19 protein-coding genes, 5 tRNA genes and 2 rRNA genes are annotated in these 26484 nt (G+C 36.3%); 24 read left to right on the top strand and 2 right to left on the bottom strand.

Annotated features, from left to right (window positions below):
- The 15 genes from BJ095_RS17060 to glmS all read left to right on the top strand — a co-directional run.
- Positions 1–94: ribosomal RNA gene (locus tag BJ095_RS17060) — 23S ribosomal RNA — on the top strand; the annotation flags it as partial.
- A gap of 129 nt (positions 95–223) precedes the next feature.
- Positions 224–339, top strand: a 5S ribosomal RNA gene (gene rrf, locus BJ095_RS17055).
- Positions 340–921: 582 nt separating this feature from the next.
- A tRNA-Asn gene (locus BJ095_RS17050) sits at positions 922–996 on the top strand.
- A 140-nt stretch (positions 997–1136) separates the two neighbouring features.
- Positions 1137–1211: transfer RNA gene (locus BJ095_RS17045), tRNA-Glu, on the top strand.
- Between the two features lie 35 nt (positions 1212–1246).
- A tRNA-Val gene (locus BJ095_RS17040) sits at positions 1247–1322 on the top strand.
- Between the two features lie 13 nt (positions 1323–1335).
- Positions 1336–1419, top strand: a tRNA-Tyr gene (locus BJ095_RS17035).
- A gap of 4 nt (positions 1420–1423) precedes the next feature.
- Positions 1424–1498 (top strand) — tRNA-Gln (locus BJ095_RS17030).
- Between the two features lie 244 nt (positions 1499–1742).
- A complete protein-coding gene (rocF, locus tag BJ095_RS17025; RefSeq protein WP_107937204.1) occupies positions 1743–2648 on the top strand; it encodes an arginase in 906 nt (301 codons plus the stop codon).
- Positions 2649–2801: 153 nt separating this feature from the next.
- On the top strand, positions 2802–3365 hold the full coding sequence (sigW, locus tag BJ095_RS17020) for an RNA polymerase sigma factor SigW (RefSeq protein WP_107937206.1): 564 nt from the start codon (positions 2802–2804) through the stop codon (positions 3363–3365).
- A gap of 12 nt (positions 3366–3377) precedes the next feature.
- On the top strand, positions 3378–3989 hold the full coding sequence (locus tag BJ095_RS17015) for an anti-sigma factor family protein (RefSeq protein ID WP_107937208.1): 612 nt from the start codon (positions 3378–3380) through the stop codon (positions 3987–3989).
- Positions 3990–4325: 336 nt separating this feature from the next.
- Positions 4326–5162 (top strand): diadenylate cyclase CdaA, encoded by an 837-nt coding sequence (cdaA, locus tag BJ095_RS17010; RefSeq protein WP_107937211.1) that lies wholly within the window; start codon positions 4326–4328, stop codon positions 5160–5162.
- Positions 5155–6252: a CdaR family protein gene (locus BJ095_RS17005; RefSeq protein WP_107937212.1), complete on the top strand. Its 1098-nt coding sequence runs from the start codon at positions 5155–5157 to the stop codon at positions 6250–6252. Before cdaA ends, BJ095_RS17005 begins: the two co-directional genes overlap by 8 nt.
- Positions 6253–6334: 82 nt before the next feature.
- A complete protein-coding gene (glmM, locus tag BJ095_RS17000; protein WP_107937214.1) occupies positions 6335–7687 on the top strand; it encodes a phosphoglucosamine mutase in 1353 nt (450 codons plus the stop codon).
- 131 nt (positions 7688–7818) lie between these two features.
- Positions 7819–8343 carry a type 1 glutamine amidotransferase domain-containing protein gene (locus tag BJ095_RS16995; protein ID WP_107937216.1) on the top strand — a complete coding sequence of 175 codons (525 nt, stop codon included), beginning with the start codon at positions 7819–7821 and terminating at the stop codon, positions 8341–8343.
- 608 nt (positions 8344–8951) lie between these two features.
- A complete protein-coding gene (glmS, locus tag BJ095_RS16990; RefSeq protein WP_107937218.1) occupies positions 8952–10757 on the top strand; it encodes a glutamine--fructose-6-phosphate transaminase (isomerizing) in 1806 nt (601 codons plus the stop codon).
- A gap of 169 nt (positions 10758–10926) precedes the next feature.
- On the opposite strand, the gene BJ095_RS16985 is transcribed toward glmS, so the two are convergent.
- A complete protein-coding gene (locus tag BJ095_RS16985) occupies positions 10927–13497 on the bottom strand; it encodes an AAA family ATPase (RefSeq protein ID WP_181418109.1) in 2571 nt (856 codons plus the stop codon).
- A gap of 189 nt (positions 13498–13686) precedes the next feature.
- Between BJ095_RS16985 and BJ095_RS16980 the strand changes: the two genes are divergently transcribed.
- The 6 genes from BJ095_RS16980 (at position 13687) to BJ095_RS16955 (ending at position 21352) form a co-directional block, all read left to right on the top strand.
- Complete coding sequence (locus BJ095_RS16980) at positions 13687–14169, top strand: hypothetical protein (protein ID WP_107937223.1); 483 nt, start codon at positions 13687–13689, stop codon at positions 14167–14169.
- A gap of 276 nt (positions 14170–14445) precedes the next feature.
- Positions 14446–15252 carry a TnsA endonuclease N-terminal domain-containing protein gene (locus BJ095_RS16975; protein ID WP_107937226.1) on the top strand — a complete coding sequence of 269 codons (807 nt, stop codon included), beginning with the start codon at positions 14446–14448 and terminating at the stop codon, positions 15250–15252.
- Between the two features lie 15 nt (positions 15253–15267).
- Complete coding sequence (locus BJ095_RS16970; protein ID WP_107937228.1) at positions 15268–17436, top strand: Mu transposase C-terminal domain-containing protein; 2169 nt, start codon at positions 15268–15270, stop codon at positions 17434–17436.
- Positions 17417–19123, top strand: a complete 1707-nt coding sequence (locus BJ095_RS16965; protein WP_107937230.1) for an ATP-binding protein — start codon at positions 17417–17419, stop codon at positions 19121–19123. The genes BJ095_RS16970 and BJ095_RS16965 overlap by 20 nt, the downstream gene beginning before the upstream one ends.
- Entirely contained in the window at positions 19092–20978 is a 1887-nt protein-coding gene (locus BJ095_RS16960; RefSeq protein WP_181418108.1) for a TnsD family Tn7-like transposition protein, read from the top strand. The genes BJ095_RS16965 and BJ095_RS16960 overlap by 32 nt, the downstream gene beginning before the upstream one ends.
- A 152-nt stretch (positions 20979–21130) precedes the next feature.
- Positions 21131–21352: a hypothetical protein gene (locus BJ095_RS16955; protein WP_107937235.1), complete on the top strand. Its 222-nt coding sequence runs from the start codon at positions 21131–21133 to the stop codon at positions 21350–21352.
- Positions 21353–21498: 146 nt separating this feature from the next.
- Here BJ095_RS16955 and BJ095_RS16950 read toward each other — a convergent pair whose 3' ends face one another.
- Positions 21499–22431, bottom strand: a complete 933-nt coding sequence (locus tag BJ095_RS16950; RefSeq protein ID WP_107937237.1) for a hypothetical protein — start codon at positions 22429–22431, stop codon at positions 21499–21501.
- A 228-nt stretch (positions 22432–22659) separates the two neighbouring features.
- On the opposite strand from BJ095_RS16950, the gene BJ095_RS16945 reads away from it, so the two are divergent.
- The 3 genes from BJ095_RS16945 to BJ095_RS16935 all read left to right on the top strand — a co-directional run bounded on the left by BJ095_RS16945 (position 22660) and on the right by BJ095_RS16935 (position 26304).
- On the top strand, positions 22660–23700 hold the full coding sequence (locus BJ095_RS16945) for a flavin-containing monooxygenase (protein ID WP_107937239.1): 1041 nt from the start codon (positions 22660–22662) through the stop codon (positions 23698–23700).
- A gap of 113 nt (positions 23701–23813) precedes the next feature.
- A complete protein-coding gene (locus tag BJ095_RS16940; RefSeq protein ID WP_107937241.1) occupies positions 23814–24182 on the top strand; it encodes an ArsR/SmtB family transcription factor in 369 nt (122 codons plus the stop codon).
- Entirely contained in the window at positions 24175–26304 is a 2130-nt protein-coding gene (locus BJ095_RS16935; RefSeq protein ID WP_107937243.1) for a heavy metal translocating P-type ATPase, read from the top strand. Before BJ095_RS16940 ends, BJ095_RS16935 begins: the two co-directional genes overlap by 8 nt.
- Positions 26305–26484 lie beyond the last annotated feature (180 nt).

Genomic DNA, 26484 nt, shown 5'->3' with positions numbered 1-26484 from the left:
AGATCCCTCAAAGACGATGAGGTAGATAGGTTCGAGGTGGAAGTGTGGTGACACATGGAGCTGACGAATACTAATCGATCGAGGACTTAACCAAAATCTTGAATGCAATCAATGTCTTTATCCAGTTTTGAGAGAACAAACTTCTTTTAGAAACAAATAGGAACTTCGCCTAAGAGCGCAACGTCCATGTTGCAACGGCGAAGCCAGCACATCCATGTGCAAGTCTAGTGATGATGGCAAAGAGGTCACACCCGTTCCCATACCGAACACGGAAGTTAAGCTCTTTAGCGCCGATGGTAGTTGGGGGCTTCCCCCTGTGAGAGTAGGACGTCGCTAGGCTCAAGAAGTCGTTACTGATTTAGTCAGTAGTGGCTTTTTTATTTTTATTAAATATAAATTGAATATACTTACATAATGCTATAAAACTAAAACTCCTGCGCCTATTTGAGCTGCATTAGATCCAGAAAAAGCTTCTAACTATCCATTGAATAAGAAAGCTTAAATAGATGAAGGTAGCCCGATTAGAAGCACTTTTATGGCTACGAAGCCCGGAACTTCATATGAAAAATGTAAAAGGAACTCGAACAAAACTATAACCTCTACAAGCATTAAATAAGTGCTATATCAATCTAATTAGCAAGCCTTCCAAAACACTCGATCTTATCCGGAAATATTACATATATAAAATCAAGCAGCTGTATATAACAAGCTTGAGAATCACACCTTCATAAATCATCATAAGAAGTCTGTTCACCTAAATAACAATTCTCATACTCAAAAAGCATCTTCAGAAATCTGTAAAATTCCAAAAACAAAAAAGTTTTCTTAATTTTAAATTTTTTCAATTAAAATACTTGCATATTTTTTCTGAATACTTATAATAATAAATGTGCAGTAAATAAAAAATAAAAATATTATTGTTCCGAAGTAGCTCAGTGGTAGAGCAACCGGCTGTTAACCGGTTGGTCGTAGGTTCGAGTCCTACCTTCGGAGCCATTTTTTTGCCTAAAAACTATATTATTACAGTTAGAAAAATTTTAGAAAAAAACTTTATAAAAATAGTTGCACCAACATAAAAATGATGTTATTATAAATCTTGTCTTGTTCGATATGGACAAGTACACTATACATAGGATGGCCCGTTGGTCAAGTGGTTAAGACACCGCCCTTTCACGGCGGTAACACGAGTTCGAATCTCGTACGGGTCACCAATTTTAATTTAAAAGATAACACTTACCTATATCCTGGAGGATTAGCTCAGCTGGGAGAGCACCTGCCTTACAAGCAGGGGGTCGGCGGTTCGAGCCCGTCATCCTCCACCATAAGTGTTTATCCGGAGGGGTAGCGAAGTGGCTAAACGCGGCGGACTGTAAATCCGCTCCTTAGGGTTCGGCGGTTCGAATCCGTCCCCCTCCACCATTTTTGGGGTATAGCCAAGCGGTAAGGCAACGGATTTTGATTCCGTCATGCCCAGGTTCGAATCCTGGTACCCCAGCCATTTTCTTAATAACAATACATAGTCCAATCCTTTACTCAAATGAGTAGGGGATTTTTTTATTTCATTAAAAATCATTAAAAGTATATGCAATGTCAAAATGTAAATTTTCTATTTCTCCTCTATATTGGTGAATTTTTCGAATCAAGTAACTAATAATAAGTGAATAAATATTCAAAATTTTGTTGAGTTGAGCCATCTAGGCTTTTCCATATAAAATAGAGAATATCAACAAGGGGGTCATTATATGAAAAACAAACAAATATCAATTATTGGAGCACCATCTGACTACGGACAACAACGACGTGGGGTGGACATGGGACCGAGTGCAATCCGTTATGCAGATGTATCTGAACGATTAGAAGCTTTAGGTTATGAGGTTAAAGACGAAGGTGACATCATTGTTAAAAGAGCAGTGAGTAATACACAGCTGGATACTAATTTAAAAAATTTAAAAGAAGTTGTGGAAGTATGTACACAGCTTTCAGATAAAGTTTCGGAGGTTATTGACCAAAATAGATTCCCATTAGTATTAGGTGGCGATCATAGTATCGCGATAGGGACACTTGCTGGGTTAGCTGCACATTATAAGAACCTAGGTGTTATTTGGTATGATGCACATGCTGATCTAAATACGCCAGCAACCTCTCCTTCAGGGAATATCCATGGTATGCCGCTTGCTGTTAGTATTGGTCTAGGTGATGAGCGATTAGTTCATATTGGTGGAGCTATGCCGAAAATTAAACCAGAAAATATTATTATTATCGGAGCTCGTTCAGTGGATCCAGGGGAAAGAGAGTTAATTAGTGAAAAAGGCATTAAAGTATATACAATGCATGAAATTGACCGAATGGGTATGACGAGAATTATTGAAGAGTCAATTGCTTATCTAAAAGAAAGAGATGTAGATGGCGTTCATTTATCTTTAGATTTAGATGGAATTGATCCTTTATATACTCCTGGAGTTGGAACACCGGTACCAGGGGGAATCACATACCGAGAAAGCCATTTAGCGATGGAAATGTTGGAGGAGGAAGGAATTATTACTTCTGCAGAATTTGTTGAGGTAAATCCAATTCTCGATGAACGAAATAAGACGGCTGACGTTGCTGTTGCTTTAATGGGATCACTATTTGGAGAAAAGCTTGTGTAATTTAGTGTTTTCGGCTCTTGAATTTTTTGGGAAAATATACTAATTTATAATCTTAGGGATAAAAATTTTATATAATCTCTCAATATACGCGAAACTTTTTTTAAAGTTTCGCGTAAATAATAATAAGCCGTAAAGGTGGAGAGGAAAACATAAATGGATGCGTTAGTGAACAAAAGAATAAAGCAAGTGCTAAAAGGTGATCAAAACGCATTTTCAGATATTGTGAGCCTCTACCAGCACAAGTTATACCAAATATGCTATCGTATGCTCGGCAACAAGCAAGAAGCGGAGGATATCTCACAGGAAGCATTTGTACGTGCATACATAAACCTTCATACTTTCGATCAAAAAAGAAAATTCTCAACATGGCTTTATCGAATTGCCACGAATCTCTGTATTGATCGAATTAGAAAGAAAAAACCAGATTATTATCTAGATGCAGAAGTTGCAGGGACGGATGGATTGAATATGTACTCGCAAATTGCATCAAGTGAACAGCTACCAGAGGAAACAGTTCAACAAATGGAGCTGCAGGATCGAATACAGTATGAAATCAGCAGGTTGTCTGATAAATATCGTTCAGTCATCGTCTTAAAATATATAGAAGAATTATCATTACAAGAAATTAGCGAAATCTTAGATATGCCTTTGGGAACAGTTAAAACACGAATTCATAGAGGGCGTGAAGCACTAAGAAAGCAATTAAACAATCTGTAGGAGGGTAACCGCATGAGTACGTGTCCACAATACATTGTTGACTATATGCACGAATATTTAGATGGCGAGATTAGTCGTGAACATGAACAACAGCTGAAGAAACATTTACAAATGTGCTCTGATTGTAGACAACATATGCACGAGTTAAGTGACACGATTGCTTTTGTTAAGAGTGCAGCACATATTACAGCACCTCCACATTTTGAGGAAGAAGTAATGAAGCGTCTACCTAAAGGGAAAAATCGCGTAGGCATACAAAGATGGTTGAGACGACATCCGATTGTGGTCGCAGCTGCTGTGTTCTTCTTGTTTATGAGTGCCACGATGTTAAGCAGTTATTCAAATGATGAATTTTCGGTTACAAAACAACCGAATTTAATAGTAGAAGGGCAAACTGTTATTGTGCCTGAAGGAGAAGTCGTTAAAGGCGACATCGTTGTGAAAAATGGTGACCTAATCATTGAGGGTGAAGTTGATGGTGATGTGGTTGTTATTAACGGTCAATACATGGCCTCTACTTCTGTTGTAACAGGGCAAATAGAGGAAATTAATCAGGTATTTGAATGGTTATGGTATGAGACGAAAGCAATGGCAAATGACTTTGTGAACTTTTTTAAAGATTGATGGAAAGCATATTTAATATGAAAAAGAAAAGTCTGCTCGTGAAGGGTGGGCTTTTTTACTTTTAGAAAAGCTTTATAAGTTGGAACTATGGTATACTATTTTTAGTAAAAAGACTAAATCTTTGTTGCTGAAACAGGTTCATTTAAAAGGAATAAAGAAGACAAATTGCGGCGAAAGTTTCCTACATTTATTGCTTTTTTTAGGCAATAATAAAGAGACTAGCAATTATTGCTCGAGTCATATTTGAATTTGTTTAACATTTTTCTAGTTTTCCGTAATAACGCCATGATGTAATTGATATAAATGAAATAGCAAGGAAAAAGTGGGGGATGCCACGTGCAGATTATCGAGCAGTTTACAGACTTCACGCCTGTAAATATTGTGTTTAGCATATTAGACGTACTATTAGTTTGGTACGTGATTTATAAATTATTAACCCTCATTAAAGGAACGAAAGCTGTTCAGTTATTAAAAGGGATATTCGTCATTATCTTCGCTAGGTTTGCAACAGTCGTTTTCGGTTTAGATACCCTCGGTTGGTTCCTACAAGAAATAATTGACTACGGTTTTTTAGCCATCATTATTATCTTTACCCCTGAAATCCGAAGAGCGCTGGAACAATTAGGCAGAGGTAAAATATTCCAACGTTCAACTGGTCAATTAGAGGATGAGCAAACTCGGTTAATAGAAGCCATGAAAAAGGCCGTAAGTTATATGGCGAAACGTCGTATTGGTGCCCTAATTTCAATTGAAAATGAAACAGGCTTAACAGAATATATTGAAACCGGTATCAAGTTAAATGCTGAAATAACATCAGAGCTACTTATTAATATTTTTATCCCCAATACGCCACTCCATGATGGTGCAGTGATCGTACAAAAGGATAAGGTCATTTCGGCTGCTTGTTATTTACCATTATCGGAAAGTACCTTTATTTCAAAAGAACTAGGAACACGTCACAGAGCTGCAGTGGGGCTAAGTGAGGTAACCGATGCCATTACAATTGTAGTGTCTGAAGAAACTGGTGCTATTAGCTTAACTCGAAATGGTAATTTATATCGAAATCTTTCAATAGAGGAATTCGAAACACATTTAAGAAAATTGTGGTTTGGACCTGAACAAGATTCAGATTTTGCCTCTAAGTGGACTTGGAGGGGGAAAAGAAATGGATAAACTATTTGATAGTTATTGGGCTTTACGTGTAACTGCCCTCATCTTAGCCCTACTACTCTTCTTTTATGCGAAGGCGCAATTAGATGATGGGCAAACCTCCCCGTCAAATGCACAGCTAGATATTATTACAGATGTACCTCTAGAGGTATACTATGACACCGAAAATTTAATAGTTTCCGGGTTGCCAGAAACCGTTGACGTGACCATCGAAGGTCCAATGCCAATAGTACTACAAACAAAGTTGTCAAAAGACTTTAAAGTGTTCGTTGACCTAAATTCATTGGTAATTGGTGAACACCGAGTTACAATTCAACATGAAAACTTTTCACCTAAGCTGGAAGTGACCATTGACCCAAAGGTGATTGATATTGTAATTGAAGAAAAAGTTACAGAAGAAGTAAAAATAGAGCCAGAAATGAATAATCGTTTAATAGCTGATGGTTATGAGTTAATTGGCATGTCAGCTGATCCAAGTACCGTTTTTGTAACAGGTGCTAAAAGTGTAGTTGAAAGCATTAGCTATGTAAAAGCAACGGTCAATAGTGATGAAGGAATTACAGAGTCCTTTGATCAAGAAGCAAATGTGAGGGTGCTTGATAGTAACTTGAATAAACTCGATGTTACTATTGACCCTGAGGTTGTTAAAGTAAATGTTGAGGTAAAACAGTATAGTCGAAAAGTACCTCTAACTATAAAGCAAACGGGCACTCCGATGGATGGAGTTACAATCAATAGTGCTAGCTCTCAGACTAAAGTCATTGAATTGTTTGGTCCAAAATCAATTATTGACCCTATCACAAGATTAGAAGTAGAATTTGACATATCAGAAATTCAAGAATCTGGTGTTTATGAAGTGAAAGTGCCGTTACCTAACGGAGTAGCAAAGCTCTCAAAAAATTCAATTGAGGTACAAGCTAACGTTACAAAGGCAGAAACTGAAACTGAAACGGAAGATGAGACAGCTCAGGGACAAGACCCTGAACCTGGACGAACAGAACCAGAGGAAGTAGAAGTAGAAGAAGAAACAAATGCTGGAGAAACAACTCCAGAAGATGAAACACCTGCTGACGAAGACAACAATACAGAATAGCAAATTCTTAAGATTATTTATAAAAGCATAAGATTTTGTATGTGAAACATGGAATGTCTAGCATTGAAGGAGAGAATAAGTAATGGGAAAATATTTCGGAACTGATGGCGTACGTGGTGTAGCCAATTCAGAGTTAACACCTGAACTAGCGTTTAAACTAGGTCGTGTTGGTGGATACGTACTTACTAAGCATGCAACAGAACGCCCAAAGGTTATTATTGGACGAGATACAAGGGTTTCTGGACATATGCTAGAGGGAGCATTAGTTGCAGGCCTACTTTCAATCGGAGTAGAAGTGATGCGATTAGGTGTAATCAGTACTCCAGGTGTAGCGTATCTTACACGTGTAATGAATGCAGATGCAGGCGTTATGATTTCCGCTTCTCATAACCCAGTAGCAGATAATGGTATCAAATTTTTTGGTCCAGATGGGTTTAAATTAACTGATGCACAAGAAGCAGAGATAGAAAATTTGATCGAGCAAGATAACGATACATTACCACGCCCAGTCGGAGGCGAATTAGGAGCAGTAAGTGACTACTTCGAAGGCGGACAAAAATATCTTTCATACTTAAAACAAACAGTAGAAGAAGACTTCTTAGGAATACATGTGGCTTTAGACTGTGCTCATGGTGCAACATCTCAGCTAGCTACACATCTATTTGCAGATTTAGAAGCTGATATTTCATCAATGGGCTCATCGCCTAATGGTTTAAATATTAATGATGGCGTAGGGTCAACTCATCCGGAAAAACTTGCGGCCCTCGTTTTAGAGCGTGGAGCAGATGTCGGTTTAGCGTTTGACGGAGATGGTGATAGACTGATTGCAGTTGACGAAAAAGGACAAATTGTCGATGGTGACCAAATCATGTTCATTATCGGAAAATACTTAAACAGTAAAGGTCGCTTAAAGAAAAATACAGTTGTATCAACTGTTATGAGTAACTTAGGCTTTTATAAGGCAATTGAGGAAAACGGGATGACGAGTGTGAAAACTGCCGTTGGAGATCGGTATGTTGTAGAAGAAATGCGTGCTAATGAGTATAACCTTGGTGGAGAGCAATCAGGGCATATCGTATTCTTAGATTTCAATACAACTGGTGACGGCTTACTAACTGCTATTCAGCTTGTGAATATCATGAAAGCAACAGATAAGCGCTTATCAGAGCTTGCAGCTGAAATGACAGTATTCCCACAAAAACTAGTTAACGTACGTGTGGTAGACAAGCATGCTGTTACACAAAATGAAAAAGTAGCAAAGACAATTGCGGAAGTTGAAGCAGCGATGGCTGGAAATGGTCGAGTATTAGTACGACCATCTGGTACAGAACCACTTGTTCGTGTAATGGTGGAAGCTTCTACTGAAGAAGAATGTGAAAGCTATGTAAACAGAATTTCAGACGTTGTACGTCAAGAATTAGGACTAGCTGATTAACCGAAAAACAATGCCGGTAAACGAACTCTTCAAAAGGAGTTTGTTTACTGGTTTTTTAGTTTTTACTTCCTTCATTCTTTGTTTATTTGTCGAATAAAAGGGAAATAGTAAGTCTGAAAGGAGTGATATCAATGGCAAAAGTAGCCACATTAATTACAGATCTATTTGAGGATATTGAATTTACAAGTCCAAAGGAAGCATTACAAGAGGCTGGTCATACCATAGTAACGATTGATAAAGAGGGAAATAAAGCGGTTCGCGGTAAACAAGGTGAGGTTCGAGTTGAAATCGATTATGGGATTGATGATGTAAATCCTGATGATTTTGATGCGTTATTCATTCCAGGAGGTTTCTCACCAGACCTACTAAGAGACGATGATCGTGTGGTAGCATTTGCGAAGAAATTTATGAGTGATATGAAGCCAGTATTTGCAATTTGTCATGGACCTCAGCTATTAATTACGGCTAGATCATTAGAAGGCCGCGATATTACTGGATATAAATCAATTCAAGTAGACCTAGAAAATGCTGGGGCAAAGTTCCATGATGAAGAAGTTTTTGTATGTCAAAAACAACTAGTTTCAAGCCGTACACCTAAGGACTTACCAGCATTCAATCGTGAAATCGTAAATTTACTAAAAGAAAAAGAGCTATAGTTAAAATAAATCAATTTTCTTTTTTAACTATCCACTAGAGGCCCGCTCGAACCTCTAGTGGAATTTTTTTCGGACTATCTGTAAGCCTAGTTTATCGTTGGAATGAGGAGCTTTAGGCAAACAATAAAAACGAATAAAATATCTGAAATTAGGAAATATGCGTGGATGATTGACGATTAGAAGCATATTCTGTATGATGAAGGTGCTTGAAAAAAATATTTTGAAGAATATTCCAATTTCCTTCAAATTTTCAAGCTAGCGCATCACTAGGAGGGAAGAATAAGCGCGATACAAGTAAAACGGAAAACAATTATAGCGCCTGAGCTAAGGAAATCGGACGGAATTTTAATCCTTAGTTGACGAGGTGGAGGATTATCGAATTTTCGGCGGATACCTCCCGATCGAATGCCCGGTCGATAGTTTCGTTTTAAAACGTAGAAGTGATTCTATGGACAGAAAAACGAAAAGGCAAATAAAACAAAGAAACAATATCAAAATTTAGAGCTAAACAGGTGTTGTTGAATTAGACAGAATTCTTGCACTGTATTTGAAGCTCATTTCTTTAACATTGACTTTTTGGTATTGCTTTTAACGGAGGATTTTAGATTATGTGTGGAATCGTAGGATATAATGGTGAACTTGATGCAAAGGAAATTTTACTAAAAGGATTAGAGAAATTAGAATACCGCGGATATGACTCAGCTGGTATTGCTGTTCGTAATGACGAAGGGGTAACAGTGTTCAAGGAAAAAGGTCGTATTGCAGATTTACGTACAGCGGTAAACGATGATGTAGCTGCAACAATCGGAATTGGTCATACACGTTGGGCAACTCACGGTGTACCAAACCAACTAAACGCTCACCCTCATCAAAGTACTACAGGTCGTTATACTTTAGTGCATAACGGGGTAATCGAAAACTATCACCTATTGCAAAAAGCCTACCTAAAAGGTATTCAGATGCAATCAGATACTGATACAGAAGTAATTGTGCAGCTAGTTGATTTATTTGCAAAAGAAGGATTATCAACAGTTGAAGCATTCCGTAAAACATTATCTTTATTACACGGTTCATATGCTCTTGCGTTACTAGACCAAGAAGATGAAGAGACAATTTACGTAGCAAAAAATAAATCTCCATTACTAGTAGGTGTAGGAGATGGCTTTAATGTTGTTGCTTCTGATGCAATGGCAATGCTACAGGTAACAGACCAATTCGTAGAGCTACGCGACAAAGAGGTTGTATTAGTGCACCGTGACAAAGTTGAAATTTCAACTTTAGATGGAACACCTGTTGAGCGCAAGCCATATAAAGCAGAGCTAGATGCTAGCGACATCGAAAAGGGAACTTACCCTCACTATATGTTGAAGGAAATGGATGAGCAGCCAGCTGTTGTTCGTAAAATTATTCAAGCATATAGCAATAATGATGAAGATTTAACAATCGATGACAATATTTTAGAGGCGATTAACCAAGCGGATCGTTTATATATTATTGCTGCTGGAACTAGTTACCATGCAGGCTTGATCGGAAAACAATATTTCGAAAAAATTGCAGGTATCCCTGTAGAAGTTCACATTTCAAGTGAATTTGGCTATAATATGCCACTTCTATCTGAAAAGCCTTTATTCATCTTTATTTCACAATCAGGTGAGACAGCAGATAGTCGTCAAGTACTTGTGAAGGTAAAGGAAGAGATGGGCTACCCAGCATTAACAGTAACTAATGTTCCTGGTTCTACACTTTCTCGTGAATCAGACTATACATTGTTACTACACGCAGGTCCTGAAATTGCTGTAGCCTCTACTAAAGCGTATGTGGCACAAGTTGCTGTACTGTCGATTGCTGCTTATGTTGCAGGTAAAGCGAAAGGGAAAGATCTAGACTTTGACTTAAAACAAGAATTAGCAATCGCTGCTAACGGTATTCAGACAATGGTTGACTCGAAGGAAGAGCTAGAGCAAATTGCTGAAGACTATTTAAAAATCGCACGCAATGCGTTCTTCATCGGACGTAACCTAGACTTCTATGTAAGTTCAGAGGGTGCATTAAAACTAAAAGAAATTTCCTACATCCAAGCAGAAGGATTTGCTGGTGGGGAGTTAAAGCACGGTACAATCGCTCTAATCGAAGAGGGAACACCAGTATTCGCTTTAGCAACACAAGAGCAAGTATCATTGAATATCCGTGGGAACGTAAAAGAAGTAGTAGCACGCGGAGCAAACGCATGCATTATCTCAATGGAGGGCATCGAGGAAGAAGGCGACCGCTTCGTCATTCCGAAGGTTCACCAATTACTAACACCACTAGTTTCTGTAGTACCACTACAACTAATCAGCTACTACGCAGCATTACACCGTCGCTGTGACGTTGATAAGCCAAGGAATTTGGCCAAATCTGTTACTGTGGAATAAGGGTGTCTTGAGAGCTATAGTGTGATGTTGAATGACAAAAAAGTCGGGAACTGGACAAAAAAGTTGGGAACTGGACAAAAAAGTCGGGTACCGAACAAAAAAGTTGGGAACCACTAAAACAAAAAAGCATGGCATTTGCCATGCTTTTTTAAAATTGTTTTCTAAATTATTATTTGAACAGTTTGCTGAAATACTCCAGATTGTTCAGATCTTCAATCATTTCATCATTACTCGGAATTATTCGACCGATTGCGTGCGATTCATCATGTACATAAGTAGATGATTTTGTCATTCCTTCATTAACGAGTTGAACTATTTCATCCGTGAATTTAATTTTATTAAGTCTTTGCGTTTGTACGGCTGAATCAAAACGTTCAACAACGCCATTTAATAGTAATTCCTCTACTGCTCTTTCCCATGATTCTCTTAATAGCATGTACCATGTTTTAGCATTCCGATAGTAGATATCAGGATCTAATTGACTTTCTTGCTTCTTTAATTTTGGCAATTCATTTTTTAAGTACCCTATTCTTTTACTTGTTGATAGGGTTATCCAAGGCATTTCTGGTTTTGCAATACCTGCTCTTTGTCCATGTCTTCTGATTGAACAATAGGATGCATTTACTTCATATAACTTAGCATATTTTTGAAGTGTATGAAGAAATACAATATCATGCGTAAAAATGATTACTTGACGTCTTTTTGCTTCTACAATTAGCCGCTTAGCTACATAATCTCTCCTACTGTGATCTAAAGATGAAACGGGATCATCGAGAATAATTCCTCCATTTGAATGCATAGATGAAATTTCAGCAAGGAAAAATGCTAATGATAAAACTTTTTGTTCTCCTTCACTAAGTATTTCATTTATATTTATTTTTGTACTAGATTCCAATGAAAGTTTTAATGTGGTTTTCCCTTTAACTCCCCTACTATTAAGCTTAAATAGAATGTGCTCTCTTCTAAGTTGCTTTAATTCATTTTCAATTTCCTCCTTAAATTTATCGGTCAACAATGAGTTAGATAATTCATTATATTTTCTTGTTAGCTTTGTTGTATCCAATGATTTTATAGCTTTATCAAACTTGTCAACTTGCTGAAGAGTTTTTATTAAATTATAAACATCTTCAATCCTTTTGAAGACTTGTTCCTTTGAAATTAACTCGTACTGTTCTGCTTTTAATTCAGCAGAATTGTCCTGTTGAACTAGTGATTTTAAGTGTTCCAATTCAATACATTTTACTTGCAACCAATCATCAAGTTCTTTTATTGGGAATGATTCTAATAATGGAACATCTTCCAATTCAATTCGAATATCATTCTCCACGCTTTGCAATTGAGCAACGATTTTCACAGCAGATTGTATAAACAATTCAATTTTCATATCTAATTCAGGTGAATCAATATATAGATAAGTACGAACAGAGGAGTCGGTTACTTTAGTAAAAGGAAGGAGTTTGAATTTAGAAAGTAATTGTCGCCTTTCCTCATGCAGTTGACGTGTTTCTTGGCTAATGCTGTCATTCATAAATTCTTCAAAACGCGTTAAGCGTATTCGAGCATCTTCTTTTAAGTCTTGTTGGCATAATAAACATTTTGCATCATTTTCTACGTTAGGAAATGCATGTTGAGGATATGCAATTTCATGATACTGTTTTGCCGTTTGCCAAAGTTTTTTCCATGGATTGCTACCAACTTCATTTAACGGTTGTTCTTCGAAAGCTTCATGAGTTAACGCTTCTAAGGTTGCTTTTGAATCAAGATATCGCTGATTTAAAAAGATGAAATCTTTAACTTTCCCATTAGATAATTCTTGATTTATATTTTGTAGGGTATTTTTCAAATTTGTAATATCGCTTATATTTCTTTGAAGTTCCTGAGCTACTTTAAGCGGATTTGAATGGCTTAGCACTTTTAAATCGCTTGAAATTTGTTCTAGCCTAGTCTGATCTTCCTTGGTAAAAATACAATTACCTCGTACATCTTTATCTTTAGTCTGGTATGTAATGGAATTTATAAAATTTTCCACCTTAGAAGAACTAGTTAATTCGTTAAAAGTCGGCATTGTTTTTAAAAGAGCTTCTTTTGACAGTAATAGTCTGTGTCTTATTTCTGTTTGAAGCGTAGCAAGTACATCGAAAATTTTAAATTCAGTTGGAATAAATACAACTTCATTTTCAGATTGTGCATAAACCCTCGCACAATCAGTATCAAAAATACTAATGGATGTTAGCTGTGATTCTGGCGCGGTATTTACAATTCTCTTAATTATGTTTTCTGAACCATTTTGTTGCGTATAAATATCCGCTGTGCTGGTTGCTGTCCCTGATTTATAGATATTTGGATAGATTTTTGTTTTTTCATCAACCGCCCGACAAGCCTGCTTTAAAACCTTTGCATAACTGGATTTACCAGCCGAGTTTTCACCATAGATAACAGTTAATCCATCTGGTGAGAATTGAATCCCATATTCTGAGTCGATGGCTGCAATATGTTGAAGATTTTTTAAAGATGTGATCTTAACTACATCTTTAGGATTTTTATTAGGAATATGACTTTCCTCTAAAGGAGTAATATTGAAATTTTTATCAGTAAAACCGTTTTCATAAAGGATATTATCTATCACTTCTTTTAATTCCTCAGAATCAAGTACAGATTTTTGATATAGTCTTCTAATTAAATCGTTTTGCCATTTGGGAAGTTGCAATGACCATTCCCAGATATGATTATTTAGTTCCATATAATACCTCCCTTTGACATTAACATAACCCATTCAACAAAAGAGGACAATACAATTTTTGGAAATTCTTAAATCCATAACTCATAAAAAGTTATTTTTACTGTGCCTTTGCTAATTGAAAATTATTAAAGGAGATTTAAAAACATTTATAGAAAATAGAAAGAATAATATCGTCAGGGGGTATGTAATTTGTATATTGAAAAAGTTAGGATAACTATTAAATCATTGGGCGACGAACAATACAATGAATTTATTTTAAAACTGAGAAACAAGCTCAAATACAAATTTGGAATCGATACAAAACCCTCTGAATTGAAAAAACAAGTAGATAATTTTCTTAATAACAAGACCGAAAAAATATCAATTCGTTATCTTGAAGCATATTTATTAACATTAAACGATCTATCAGTGAATGGTGGTATTAAAGCAATTGTTGAAGGAAAACTCACATCAGCAAATTCATGGAGAGATTTGTTAATACTTGCAACCCAGGATCAGCCACTCCCATTAGGTGTTAATGTTGATGTATTAGATGAAGTATTAATAAAAGATATCAAATCGCTTTTTACCAATATAATAAAATACTGTGCAAATGAAAATAAAGAAGTTTTTCGACATAATATACATACTGTTAATCAATTTCTCTCAATAAAAAAGGACTTGGAACAATAAATCCAAGTCCTTTTTGTTGCCCTTCTTTAGGGAAAAATTATTTTTGGTAAGTTGTAATTTACATTTTATGTTCTGAATATATATATAGATGTAGATTATGATTTACAACAAATTGAATAAAAAAATATTTTACTTGGAAAAAAGTAAATAAAAACATTTATTTTTTTCTTTTTACAATTTTTTTGCTGTATTTTAATTGGAAAATTTTATGGCAGGTATGGATAAGCTTTTGTACCTATGATAGGAAGGGACATGATTAAAGTAGGAGTGATGATTATGGCAAAGCGAAAAACTGGATTAACCGAAAAGAAGATTGCAGAAATGGAAAAAGAAGGTCGGGGTCAGGGGTCAGGAGAAAATTATAAACCTTGGATTAATATTCAAGATTTCCCCTCTAATGGATTAGTGACAAGAAGCAAAGGATGGAAAACAAATCGAATTCATCATTTCCTGTCTAAATTAGAACGGGATTACTTTTATACCCTTGAATGGAATCCCTCTGTTGTTGATGTAAGAGAACAATTTCCGCTTACACGTGAGGATACACTGTTTATCGCTGATAATAAAGGTATAAATCATCCAACAGATCCTAAATCGCAAATTCCAATTGTGATGACGACCGATTTCTTGATTACACTTTCAAACGCAAACGATACAACACATGTTGCTCGAACAGTAAAACCATCAAAGGAATTGGAAAATGAGCGAACAATTGAAAAGTTCGAAATTGAACGGACCTATTGGGAGCAACAAAACATCGACTGGGGCATTATTACAGAAAAAGAATTGCCAAAGAACATGATTGAAAATGTTGAATGGCTTCATTCTTCCTATTTTGAAATTGAAAACTTGCCGTATTCCATTCTTCGAAATTATGCAGAACAAATGAAGAATTTTATAAGGAAATATAACATTTCCATTATCGAACTAGTTACTGAATTCGATCAAAGATATCAACTAGAAAATGGGACGGGCTTAGAAATTTTAAAGCATTTAATTGCACATCAAGAATTGGAAGTTGATATAAATCAAAAAATTTTTACCCATCTATGGGTAGAAGATGTCTTTAAATTGGATTCTTAAAAAAGGAGGAAATCAATGTTTGTAATCAACGACATAATTAGTTTTGTAGATGCAAATAACGAAAAACAGATTGAACGAATTTTATGGATTGATGAAGGTAATGTGATTTGTTACACAATTAATGTGGAGAAGACAAACGCTTTACCAATTAAAAGAAAAGTAACAGATTTAAATCAAATGTTTACCGAAAAGTTATTATCATTCGTTGATGGCGAACCTTATAGCTTTATCTATCAAATTGAAGATCAAATCTCCGAGAAAAATAAGCAATTACGAGATGAACGGTGGGAATGCATCGAACAATTGGTGTTGCAAGAACCAGATATATATGAAAGCGCGGAAAGAGGGCAAAAAATTAAAGCCGCTATGGTTAACAAAGGAAAGACGAAACGCCTTCTTTATAAATATTTGGTTCAATATTGGCAAAGAGGCAAAGTGAAAAATGCATTGTTGCCAGATTATAAAAACTCTGGTGGCAAGGGGAAAGAAAAAGTTTTCAAAGACAAGAAGAACGGCAGAAAGAGAAGGTTTGAACCCATCATAGGAGATGGAATTATCATCTCTGATGAAATCAAAAGAATCTTCGAAGTTAGCATAAAAAGATACTATCATACAGCTAAACAAAATCCATTATCAACTACCTACAACCAAATGTTGAAGACATTTTTTGTTGCCGATTGCCGATACGAAAATGGAGTTGAAAAGCCGATTCTCCAAGAGCAAGATAAACTTCCAACACTTCGCCAATTTAAGTTTTGGTATGACAAGACGTATAACACAGAAGAGAAACAACGGAAAAGAAAAGGTAACCGTAAATATGAATTGGAGCATCGAGCCGTATTGGGAACATCAGTTGGCGATTTATATGGACCTGGAACCAAATATCAAATTGATGCAACCGTTGCAGATGTCTATATCGTTAGTTCATTTAATCGAAACTGGATTATCGGTCGCCCAATCATCTATGTTGTCATTGATGTGTTTAGTCGAATGGTCGTTGGACTATATGTGGGGCTCGAAGGTCCTTCTTGGTTTGGAGCAATGATGGCACTTGCTAATACTGCCAGTGACAAAGTTTCCTATTGTAAAAAATACGGGATTGAAATCCAGAAAGAAGAATGGGATTGTCATTACCTTCCGCAGACGCTACTTGCCGACAGAGGCGAATTAGAAGGTTATAACGTTGAAAGATTGATTTCTGCATTCAATATGAAAGTAGAAAATACGCCACCGTATCGAGCAGACTGGAAAGGGATTGTTGAACAGCATTTTAGAATTCTAAATGCACGAGGTATCAAACCTTTCCTTCCTGGTGTTGTTGATACAGAGGTAAAGGTCAGAGGTGAAAGGGATTATCGGTTAGATGCAACGCTGACCTTAGAGGAATTTACAAGTGTCATTATTCGATGTGTGCTTTATCACAACAATCATCATTATTTAAAAAACTATAACGAGGATGAAATGATGATTGAAGACGAAGTTCCACTTATCCCGAAAGAATTATGGAATTGGGGGATTAAGAATCGTTCTGGCAAACTTCGCTCCTATTCAGAAGATATTGTAAAACTTCATCTCCTTCCTACCGCCAATGCCAGAGTCACGTATAAAGGTATTGAATTTAAGAAAATGAGGTTCAGCAGTGAAACAGCACTAAAAGAAAACTGGTTTGGGGAAGCAAGAGAAAAAAGTTGGAGAATCCCGATATGTTATGACCCACGTGATATGTCACACATTTACCTACCCAGCGAAGATGGTAGAAGTTATGAAGTGGCAACATTACTTGACCACCATAAGAAGTACGAAAGCAAAACAATGGAGGAAGTCGAATACTACTTTGCATATCAATCATTAAACTATCAAAAGCATGAGCATGAGGAAAGGCAACAAAAGGCAGACCTAGAAAGCGATATCGAACACATTGTTCGAAAAGCAGAAGCAAATTTAAACAAAGAAAAAATCGAAATCAGCAACAACCAGAAAGTCAAAGGGATACGGGATAATCGAACGATGGAAAAATCTGAGAAAAGAAAAGGAGAGGCTTTTTTACTAGCAGATGGACAACCAATCGAAAAACAAGCTATTTCAGAAGACGTATTGGAGACGCCTAAACAAGTATCTTCATTAAGTGAAAAGTTACGCCAAAAACAAAAGGAGAAGTTGAGAAATGCAAGAATTGGCAACTAAAGAAAAACAACTTTCGCATGATTCAATCGTTGATGCAATTTACAGTGAACAGATTATTCAAGACTATAACGCTAATCCATTAATCGAGGCACTTCCTCCTGTTTTTACAGAGGACGATGTCATTGAGCAGATATCCGTTTTCCCACCATTTGATGAATCGGAACGAACTTTAAGTCCAAATTATCGATTTCACTGCATCCAAAGACTATTTCAATATTTTCAGCCATTTGAAAAACATCTGGATTTGGAGCAACGTATTTCAAGGGCTATTCGTCAAGGGTATTTGCATCGTAATCCATTTCAAAAAGAAGAAGTCACGAGGGTACATGAAAGTTATCAAGCGATCAAAGCAGGGAAATTTTTAAAAAACTATCAAACAGAGATAAGAAGAACTTCAACAGGGTTTACGATTATTGGTCTATCTGGCATTGGAAAGTCAACCGCAATTGAACGGGTGCTGTCTTTCTATCCCCAGCTCATCAAGCACCGTGAATATAATGGGAAACCGTTTATTTTTACGCAGATCAGTTGGATGAAACTAGATTGCCCATTTGATGGTTCATTGAAAGGCTTGTGTATTAGCTTTTTCTCGGAACTCGACCGCTTGTTAGGGACTAACTATTTAAACAAGTTTGGTTCGCAGAAAAATACGACCGACTTAATGCTTCAACGTATGGCGCACCTTGCAAGCCTTCACGGGATTGGTTTACTCATCATCGATGAAATTCAACACCTTAACCTTAGCAAAAGTGGCGGGTCTGATAAGATGCTTAATTTTTTTGTAACACTTGTCAATACAATTGGTGTTCCTGTGATTATGGTGGGTACCAATAAAGCGGTTTCTGTGTTGCAAAGTGAATTTCGGCAAGCAAGACGCGGAAGTGGTCAAGGCGATATGGTGTGGGATCAGATGCCGAAAGATGAAAGTTGGGAATTGTTTGTTGATGGCATGTGGGAATATCAATGGACCGCTAATTACACCCCGCTTACTAGTGAATTAAACGAACTGATCTATGAGGAGAGCCAAGGCATTCTTGACATTGCAGTAAAGCTTTTCATGTTGGCTCAAGTTAGAGCTATTGCAACACGTAAAGAAAAAATTACGAAGCAATTGATAACACAAGTTGCCAATGAAAGTCTGAGATTAGTAAAACCAATGTTAAAGGCTTTGAAAACTGGGATTCCAAGCGAGATTGCAAAATACGAAGATATTCGTCCCATTGACATGGATGAAGAGATGGAAAAGTATAAGGCTTCCATCGGCATGCAGGATAGGATTCGCATTCAAAAGAAATTGCAGGAGCAAAAACGAATAAAGAAAGAACAACCGCTTCTCGAAGAAGTAACACTGCAATTGTTAGCAATGGATTTTAATCCAACAGCAGTTGAGCGTGCAGTCAAGATGGTTTTAAAGAACCTAGGAGAAGATATCGACAAATCATTGGTATTGAAAGAGACATTAAGGGTTCTTATTGAAAAAGATGACAAAAAGAATCAAATCCAGATGAAAAAGAAAGAGCAAAAGCAAATCAATCAAAGTTATCTTGTTCACTTAATGAAAGAGGCAAGACAAAATAAAAAGTCTGTTCATGAATTGTTTGTCGAAAAACAAATAATCAAAAATCCAGGTGAAGATTTATGGAAGGATGATGAAGATGGTACTTTGGTTTCCGACGCCATATCCTGATGAATTACTTTACAGTGTTCTGGCGAGATATCACGTGAGAGCGGGGAATACAAGTCCGAAGATAACCACTGAAGAACTGTTCGGAAAACGAACAGTTCGGTCAGTATGGGACTTACCTGCGAATTTAAATGCACTATTAAAGAATACGGGAGATTACTGGAATGCAGAACAATTAATTCTCAACTATACGATGTATCCTTATTACGCGGCGTTCCTGCTCCCCCAGCAAGCAAAAAAGATTAAACAGGCGATGATGAATGATGAGGGAAGCACGATTCATACTCGAATTGGCATGGCAGCCAGTAATGTGAAATTGAAAGAGAACTTTTGGGTGTGCAGTCATTGTATAAAAGATGATATGGAAACCTATGGAGAAACGTATTGGCGTCGAATTCATCAATGTCCTGGAGTATTTTTCTGTCCAACACACGAGGTTGAATTAGAAGAAACAATTGTTTCCGTGAGAGATTTTAATCAGCATGAATACATTGTTGCAACGGCTTTGGTAAAAAGAAGAAAGAACAATATGGGCGAATTAAAAAAAGAAGAGATTCAATTATTAAAAGCAATTTCCCAATCTTCTTATAGTCTGCTAACGACGAACTATCTTCAAAAAGACAATAACTCTTTACGTGATAAATATTTGGAACTCTTAAAACAAAACGAATATGCAACGCCTAATGGGAGAGTTAAACGGGATCGCTTGTATAGTGGTTTTAAAGCGAAATTTTCGAGTAGGTGTTTGGAACTTTTGCAATCGACAGTTGAATTTGTTGAGGCTGATTGGTTAACGATGATATTCCAAAAGCATCGTAAGTCCTTTCATCCAATTCGTCATTTGCTTGTGATGTCGTTTCTTGATACGGATTTAAATCATTTATTTGATAAAAATGAATATCATCCTTTTGGAAAAGGACCATGGCTATGTCTGAATGTAGCGTGTTCGGATTATAGAAAGCGTGTAGTAAAGGATATAGGAGTTACAATAGATTATGATACAAGGAAGCCTGTTGGAACCTTTCAATGCAATTGTGGCTTTGTCTATTCAAGAAAAGGACCCGATATAAATAAAGAAGATAAATTTCGAATCGGTACGATAAAAGAATACGGTCACGTTTGGAAACAAAAGCTTACCGAAGCAGTCAATGAAGGTAAAACTCTTACTGAGATTTCAAGGGAGTTTCAAGCAGACCGTGCAACAATTAAAAAATACGCGGATAAATTGCAGTTAAATGTTCCGTGGAAGGCTCCAAAAATTGTAGCTAAAATCGTTCAAAATTCGATTGAAGATTTAGAGAATCAATTACAATTGAGAAAAGAAAAATGGTTGGAAATTCAAGAATTGTATCCCGAGAAATCTAAGACGGAACTCAGAAAACTGGTACCCGATGTTTATGCTTTTTTGTATCGTAATGACCAAGACTGGCTGAATGATTTTTCACCAATCAAGAACAAAATTCAGACCCCTAACCACCGAGTTGATTGGAAAAAAAGAGATGAGGAATTGTTGGCATTATTAAAGCAAGCGGTTCGAAATTGGGATTTTGATGTTGAAAAACCCACAAGAATCACTGCAACATCACTTGGGAAGAAAATTAACAAACTATCCGTATTGGAGAAAAAGTCGGAAAAACTACCAGAATCAATGAATTTTATCAATAAAGTTTCAGAGGACCTAGTAGCCTTCCAAAAAAGACGAGTTGAATTCTGCATTGAAAAATTAACAGAAGAGGGAGAACCAATCATCGAATGGCAAATATACAAAAAAGCAGGACTTCGTTCAAATGTTTCAAATGAAGTTAAAAGATTTATTTCGCTTAAAGTAACTCAATACGAGAGTGCTAACAATAAATAAAAATGAGCTTAGAGTTTTTTCTAAGCTCATTTTTATTTTCATATTAAATCATTGTTAATTACTTCTTCTTTTCCTCAAAAAACAGGAATTTCAAAGGAAAAACTGCATAAAAAAGATAGTAAGGGGAAAAAGGAAATAGAGGAGGATTATATATGAAATATTACATCTCTTTGTTTTGTTCGGATCGCCAATGTGATAACCGTTCTATCACCCGTGTATTAGAAGCGCTTTCCGAATCAGCTGCAAAGCAAACGATATTTGAACTTAATAACGAGAATAGAAAAATATGTCCATGTTGTGGGAAAGAACTTAACTATTATTTGGATTTTCAACCAGATGACTTTGAATTAGAACATGAACAAAGCCTCCTTTGAAAAAGGAGGCTTTTTTTTGTGCTCGCTTACCGAGCTTAAAGGTATGTAGTATTGCTATTTGTCAAGATTACCTTGACGTGAAGGTTTTTTACTAATAATAGAATAACTCATCTTGGTAAAATATGCAATATATTTTAGCTGATATTTTATGAAATTACTGTTTCCAACATTTTTTGGTAAATTTCATTTCTTGCCGTTATCCTATCTTTTGTGTCGGTATCAATGACATTGGCTAGGCTTTGAATGGTCCTGATTCTACGTTCTTTTTTTAAAGAGGTTTTTACCCAAGTGATTTTGTACTCCGTTGAATCGTTGTACAGTCTATAAGTTAATACTTTCTTATCATAACTCTTTGACTCCAACGGTCTTAACAAATGGGTTAACTGTTGTGCTGGGTTATCAAACTGTGGAATAAACTTTAAATTATTTTTAATTAGGTGTTCAAGCAAAGATTCCTCATTCAACAACATAACGCGAATCCCTTCTTCGATTCTCTTTTCCTGATCTGAAGAGAGGTAAACAGGAATATTTTGCTTTGTAAATTCAGTTTTAACAATCCTTTTACGACTTATACATGTTATTTGCTCCATGCAAACCGCTGTTGCCAATGACAAAGGACGGATTTTCCCAATATTGAACCGATGTTTAGTTTCCTTTATTTTATTTTTCATGCTTTCAGTTGGAATTACCTGAATAGAATCTCTGTTTGGAATAGCATCCCATACGATAGCAAAATGTTCTCTATCGAGTTCACTCCCAACTGCTGAAAATTTTGCTTTTATTAATTGACCCTTTGTTAATGGTGGTACAAATTGTGTTGGTTGGCGAAGTTGTCCTTGATCATCTGTATCGTCCACTTCATCTACTTTTTTTGAGCATTGGATGAATCTCTCTGTTCGCTCGAAAATTGTACTTCGCGAGATAACTTGTCCATTAAGGGGACGACTATCATCAGTAACGCTAATTAATTCCTGTAATAATTGGGTTAACTGACTATCCACACCTACTTCAAGGAATAAATCTTTTAGATAAGGTTTATCGGCTAGTAAGTCAATAATATCTTGATGTTCACTTGGCATTTGTTTTACATTCTCCTTTCTGGACTATCTTCTTTATTAAAACATATTTTTCCTAATTTAGAATTAGTTTTTTACAAGATTCCCCTTTTTACTAGGGATTTACTTGTGGTTGAAAAGTCATTATTCATTAGTTTTTCATTCAAATAATTGTTTGAATATTGAAAAGGATTTGTTATAATTCATTCAAATGAATATTTGAGTAATGAAAAATAGAGGTGAGATGAAAATATGAAGTATGATGTAGTAATTATTGGAGCGGGGCAAGCTGGTCTTTCAATGGGGTATTTTTTAAAGAAGAGTAATTTATCATTTCTCTTACTAGATAAATCAGCATCAATAGGGGAGTCATGGAAAGAAAGATACGACTCTTTGACATTATTCACACCACGTTCCAACAGTTCATTACCTGGGTTTAAATTAGATGGTATCGAAAAAATCTATCCAACAAAAGATGAAATGGCAGAATATTTATCAACTTACACAACAAAATTTTCTCTACCTGTAAAACACAACACAGCTGTCTATGGATTAACCAAATTAGACGACACGTTTAAAATAATGACCAATCAAGGCGAGTTTCTAGCTCAGAATGTGGTGATTGCAACAGGTCCGTTTCAAAATCCGCAGATTCCACAGTTTTCAAAAACATTATCAGAAGATATTTTACAAATGCATTCTTCTGAATATAAAAACCCAAAACAATTAAAAAACGGTTCCGTTTTAGTAGTGGGTGGCGGAAATTCGGGAGCCCAAATTGCTGTTGAACTATCGAAGGAGAGGGATGTTTACTTATCGGTAGGTCATAAAATGCGGTTTATCCCTATGGACATTGGTAACAAAAGTGTATTTTGGTATCTTGATAAACTTGGATTATATAGAGCAAATGTTAACTCCGTCATCGGTCGTTTAGTAAAAAAACAATCAGATCCTATTTTTGGATTCGAACTCAAATTACTTTTGAAAAATGGCACCATCAAGTTAAAACCTAGAACTACTTCAATGGAAAATGATGCGTTTAAGTTTGAAGATGGCACTAAACTTAAAGTAGAGAATGTCATATGGTCAACAGGATTTAAATCGGATTATAGCTGGATAGACATCTCGAACGTAATTGACCAAAATGGTTTTCCATTTCAAGAAAGAGGTGTTACACCAGTAAAGGGACTATTCTTTTTAGGATTGCCTTGGCAATACAGTCGTGGTTCAGCACTAATTCAGGGTGTTGGCTTCGATGCTGAATATCTATTCAACTATATGATAGAGCAGTAACAAAAGAGAGCTGATTACCAGTTCTCTTTTTCATTCAAATAAATGTTTGAATAATAATGGAAAAGGGTTATAATATATTCAAATGAATATTTGAATAATGAGGAGGGATATTAATGAGTAAGAAAGATTCTTGTGAAGTTTATTGTTATGACGAGGAAAAGGTCAATCGAATACAAGGGGAATTAGAAAAAGAAAATGTTTCTAGTGTTGCCCAATTGTTTAAAGCACTTGCAGATGAAAATAGAGCAAAAATTTCCTATGCTTTATGTCAAGATGATGAGTTATGTGTGTGTGATGTTGCCAATATTATTGGTTCTTCTGTTGCAACGGCTTCTCACCATTTAAGGACTTTAAGTAAGCAAGGGATTGTAAAGTATCGAAAAGAAGGAAAATTAGCGTTTTATTCACTGGATGATGAACATGTCAAACAGTTAATCGTAATTGCTTTAGCACATCAGAAAGAGGTGAAACTAAATGTCTGAAAAACAAGTGAAACTATCTGAAGAAGAAATGAAAACCTATCGTGTTCAAGGGTTTACTTGTACAAATTGTGCAGCCATTTTTGAAAATAACGTAAAAGATTTGCCAGGAGTTGAGGACGCAAAGGTCAATTTTGGGGCATCTAAAGTGTATGTAAAAGGCAATGCAACGATTGAGGAGCTAGAAAAAGCGGGAGCATTTGAAAATTTAAAGATTCGGGATGAAAAAGAACAAAAAGCAGAACGAGAACCATTCTGGAAGCAAAAAGAAAATATTAAAGTCTATATTTCAGCGGTATTGCTTGTGATAAGTTGGTTTTTAGGGGAGCAATATGGAGAAGAACATATTCTTCCGACAATCGGTTATGCAGCGTCTATTTTAATTGGTGGCTATTCACTTTTCATTAAAGGGCTTAAAAATCTAAGCCGACTAAAGTTTGATATGAATACACTTATGACGATTGCCATTATAGGTGCTGCCATCATTGGTGAATGGGGCGAAGGAGCAACCGTTGTAATTCTATTTGCAATCAGTGAAGCATTAGAGCGTTATTCAATGGATAAGGCACGTCAATCCATTGAATCATTGATGGATATTGCTCCAAAAGAAGCATTAATTCGCCGTGGAAAAGAAGAAATGATGATTCATGTTGACGACATTCAAGTTAACGATATTATGATTGTAAAACCTGGTCAAAAATTAGCGATGGACGGAATCGTTATCAAAGGAACGTCCACATTAAATCAAGCAGCAATTACGGGGGAAAGTGTCCCAGTAACCAAAACAATTGATGATGAAGTGTTCGCTGGAACACTGAATGAAGAGGGATTGCTCGAAGTTAAAGTAACAAAACGAGTAGAAGATACAACATTATCAAAAATCATTCATTTAGTGGAAGAAGCACAGGCAGAACGAGCACCTTCTCAAGCGTTTGTTGATAAATTTGCAAAATACTACACACCAGCTATCGTGATTTTGGCGTTTTTAATTGCAGTCATACCTCCATTATTCGGGGGAGATTGGAGCCAGTGGATCTATCAAGGGTTAGCAGTATTAGTCGTTGGCTGTCCTTGTGCATTAGTTGTTTCAACTCCAGTTGCCGTTGTTACTGCAATCGGAAATGCAGCAAAAAATGGCGTGTTAATTAAAGGTGGCATCCATCTGGAAGAAGCAGGACACTTAAAAGCGATTGCGTTTGATAAAACTGGAACACTAACAAAAGGTATTCCTGCTGTAACAGATGTTATAACATATGGCGGAAATGAAGATGAATTAATGATCGTAACGGCAGCGATTGAAAAAGGATCGCAACATCCACTCGCTTCTGCCATTATCAGAAAAGCAGAAGAAAATGGATTGAATATGAATGGCGTATCTGTCGAAGAGTTCCAATCGATTACAGGCAAAGGTGTAAAAGCAAAAGTAAATAACCAAATGTATTATGTGGGAAGTCCAAATCTTTTTGAAGAATTGCATAAAACGATTGAAAGCAACATCAAAGAAAATATTACTCGTATGCAAACAGAAGGAAAAACGGTTATGGTGTTAGGAACCGAGAAAGAAATACTTTCATTGATTGCCGTAGCAGATGAAATGAGAGAAACATCAAAAGAAGTCATTAATAAGTTGAACCATATTGGAATCGAAACGGTCATGCTGACAGGTGACAACGAGAGAACCGCAAAAGCAATCGGAAAACAAGTCGGTGTTTCGGATATTCAAGCAGATTTACTTCCAGAAGATAAATTAAACTTTGTTAAAAAACTTCGTGAAAAACATCAAAGTGTCGCAATGGTTGGGGATGGCGTAAACGATGCACCAGCACTTGCAGCGGCTTCCGTTGGGGTTGCAATGGGTGGTGCAGGTACAGATACAGCACTCGAAACAGCCGATATTGCGTTAATGTCGGATGATTTAAGCAAATTACCCTATACGATCAAATTAAGTCGTAAGGCATTAATGATTATTAAGCAAAATATCACTTTCTCTTTAGCGATTAAATTACTAGCATTGGTATTAGTGATGCCTGGTTGGTTAACGCTATGGATCGCCATATTTGCTGATATGGGAGCAACATTGATCGTAACACTAAACAGTTTACGATTATTAAGAGTTAAAGAGTAAAGCAAATGAATAAATCAAGTTAGTTCACGAAGATAATATCCCGCGAGGGAAGGAAAAAAGGTGGCTTATCAAGCCACCTTTTATTCTTGTGCGCCCGGCATGCGCATGAACTATAGGGTGTAAGTCCCGAACCCCGAAGACAGAAGTAGAGGTTAGCCAAGAGCAAGGGTGTCCGTGGCG

It is taken from the genome of Ureibacillus chungkukjangi (assembly GCF_003217295.1).
In the GTDB taxonomy this organism is placed as follows: domain Bacteria; phylum Bacillota; class Bacilli; order Bacillales_A; family Planococcaceae; genus Ureibacillus; species Ureibacillus chungkukjangi.
This window is presented reverse-complemented; position numbering and strand designations above follow the sequence as displayed.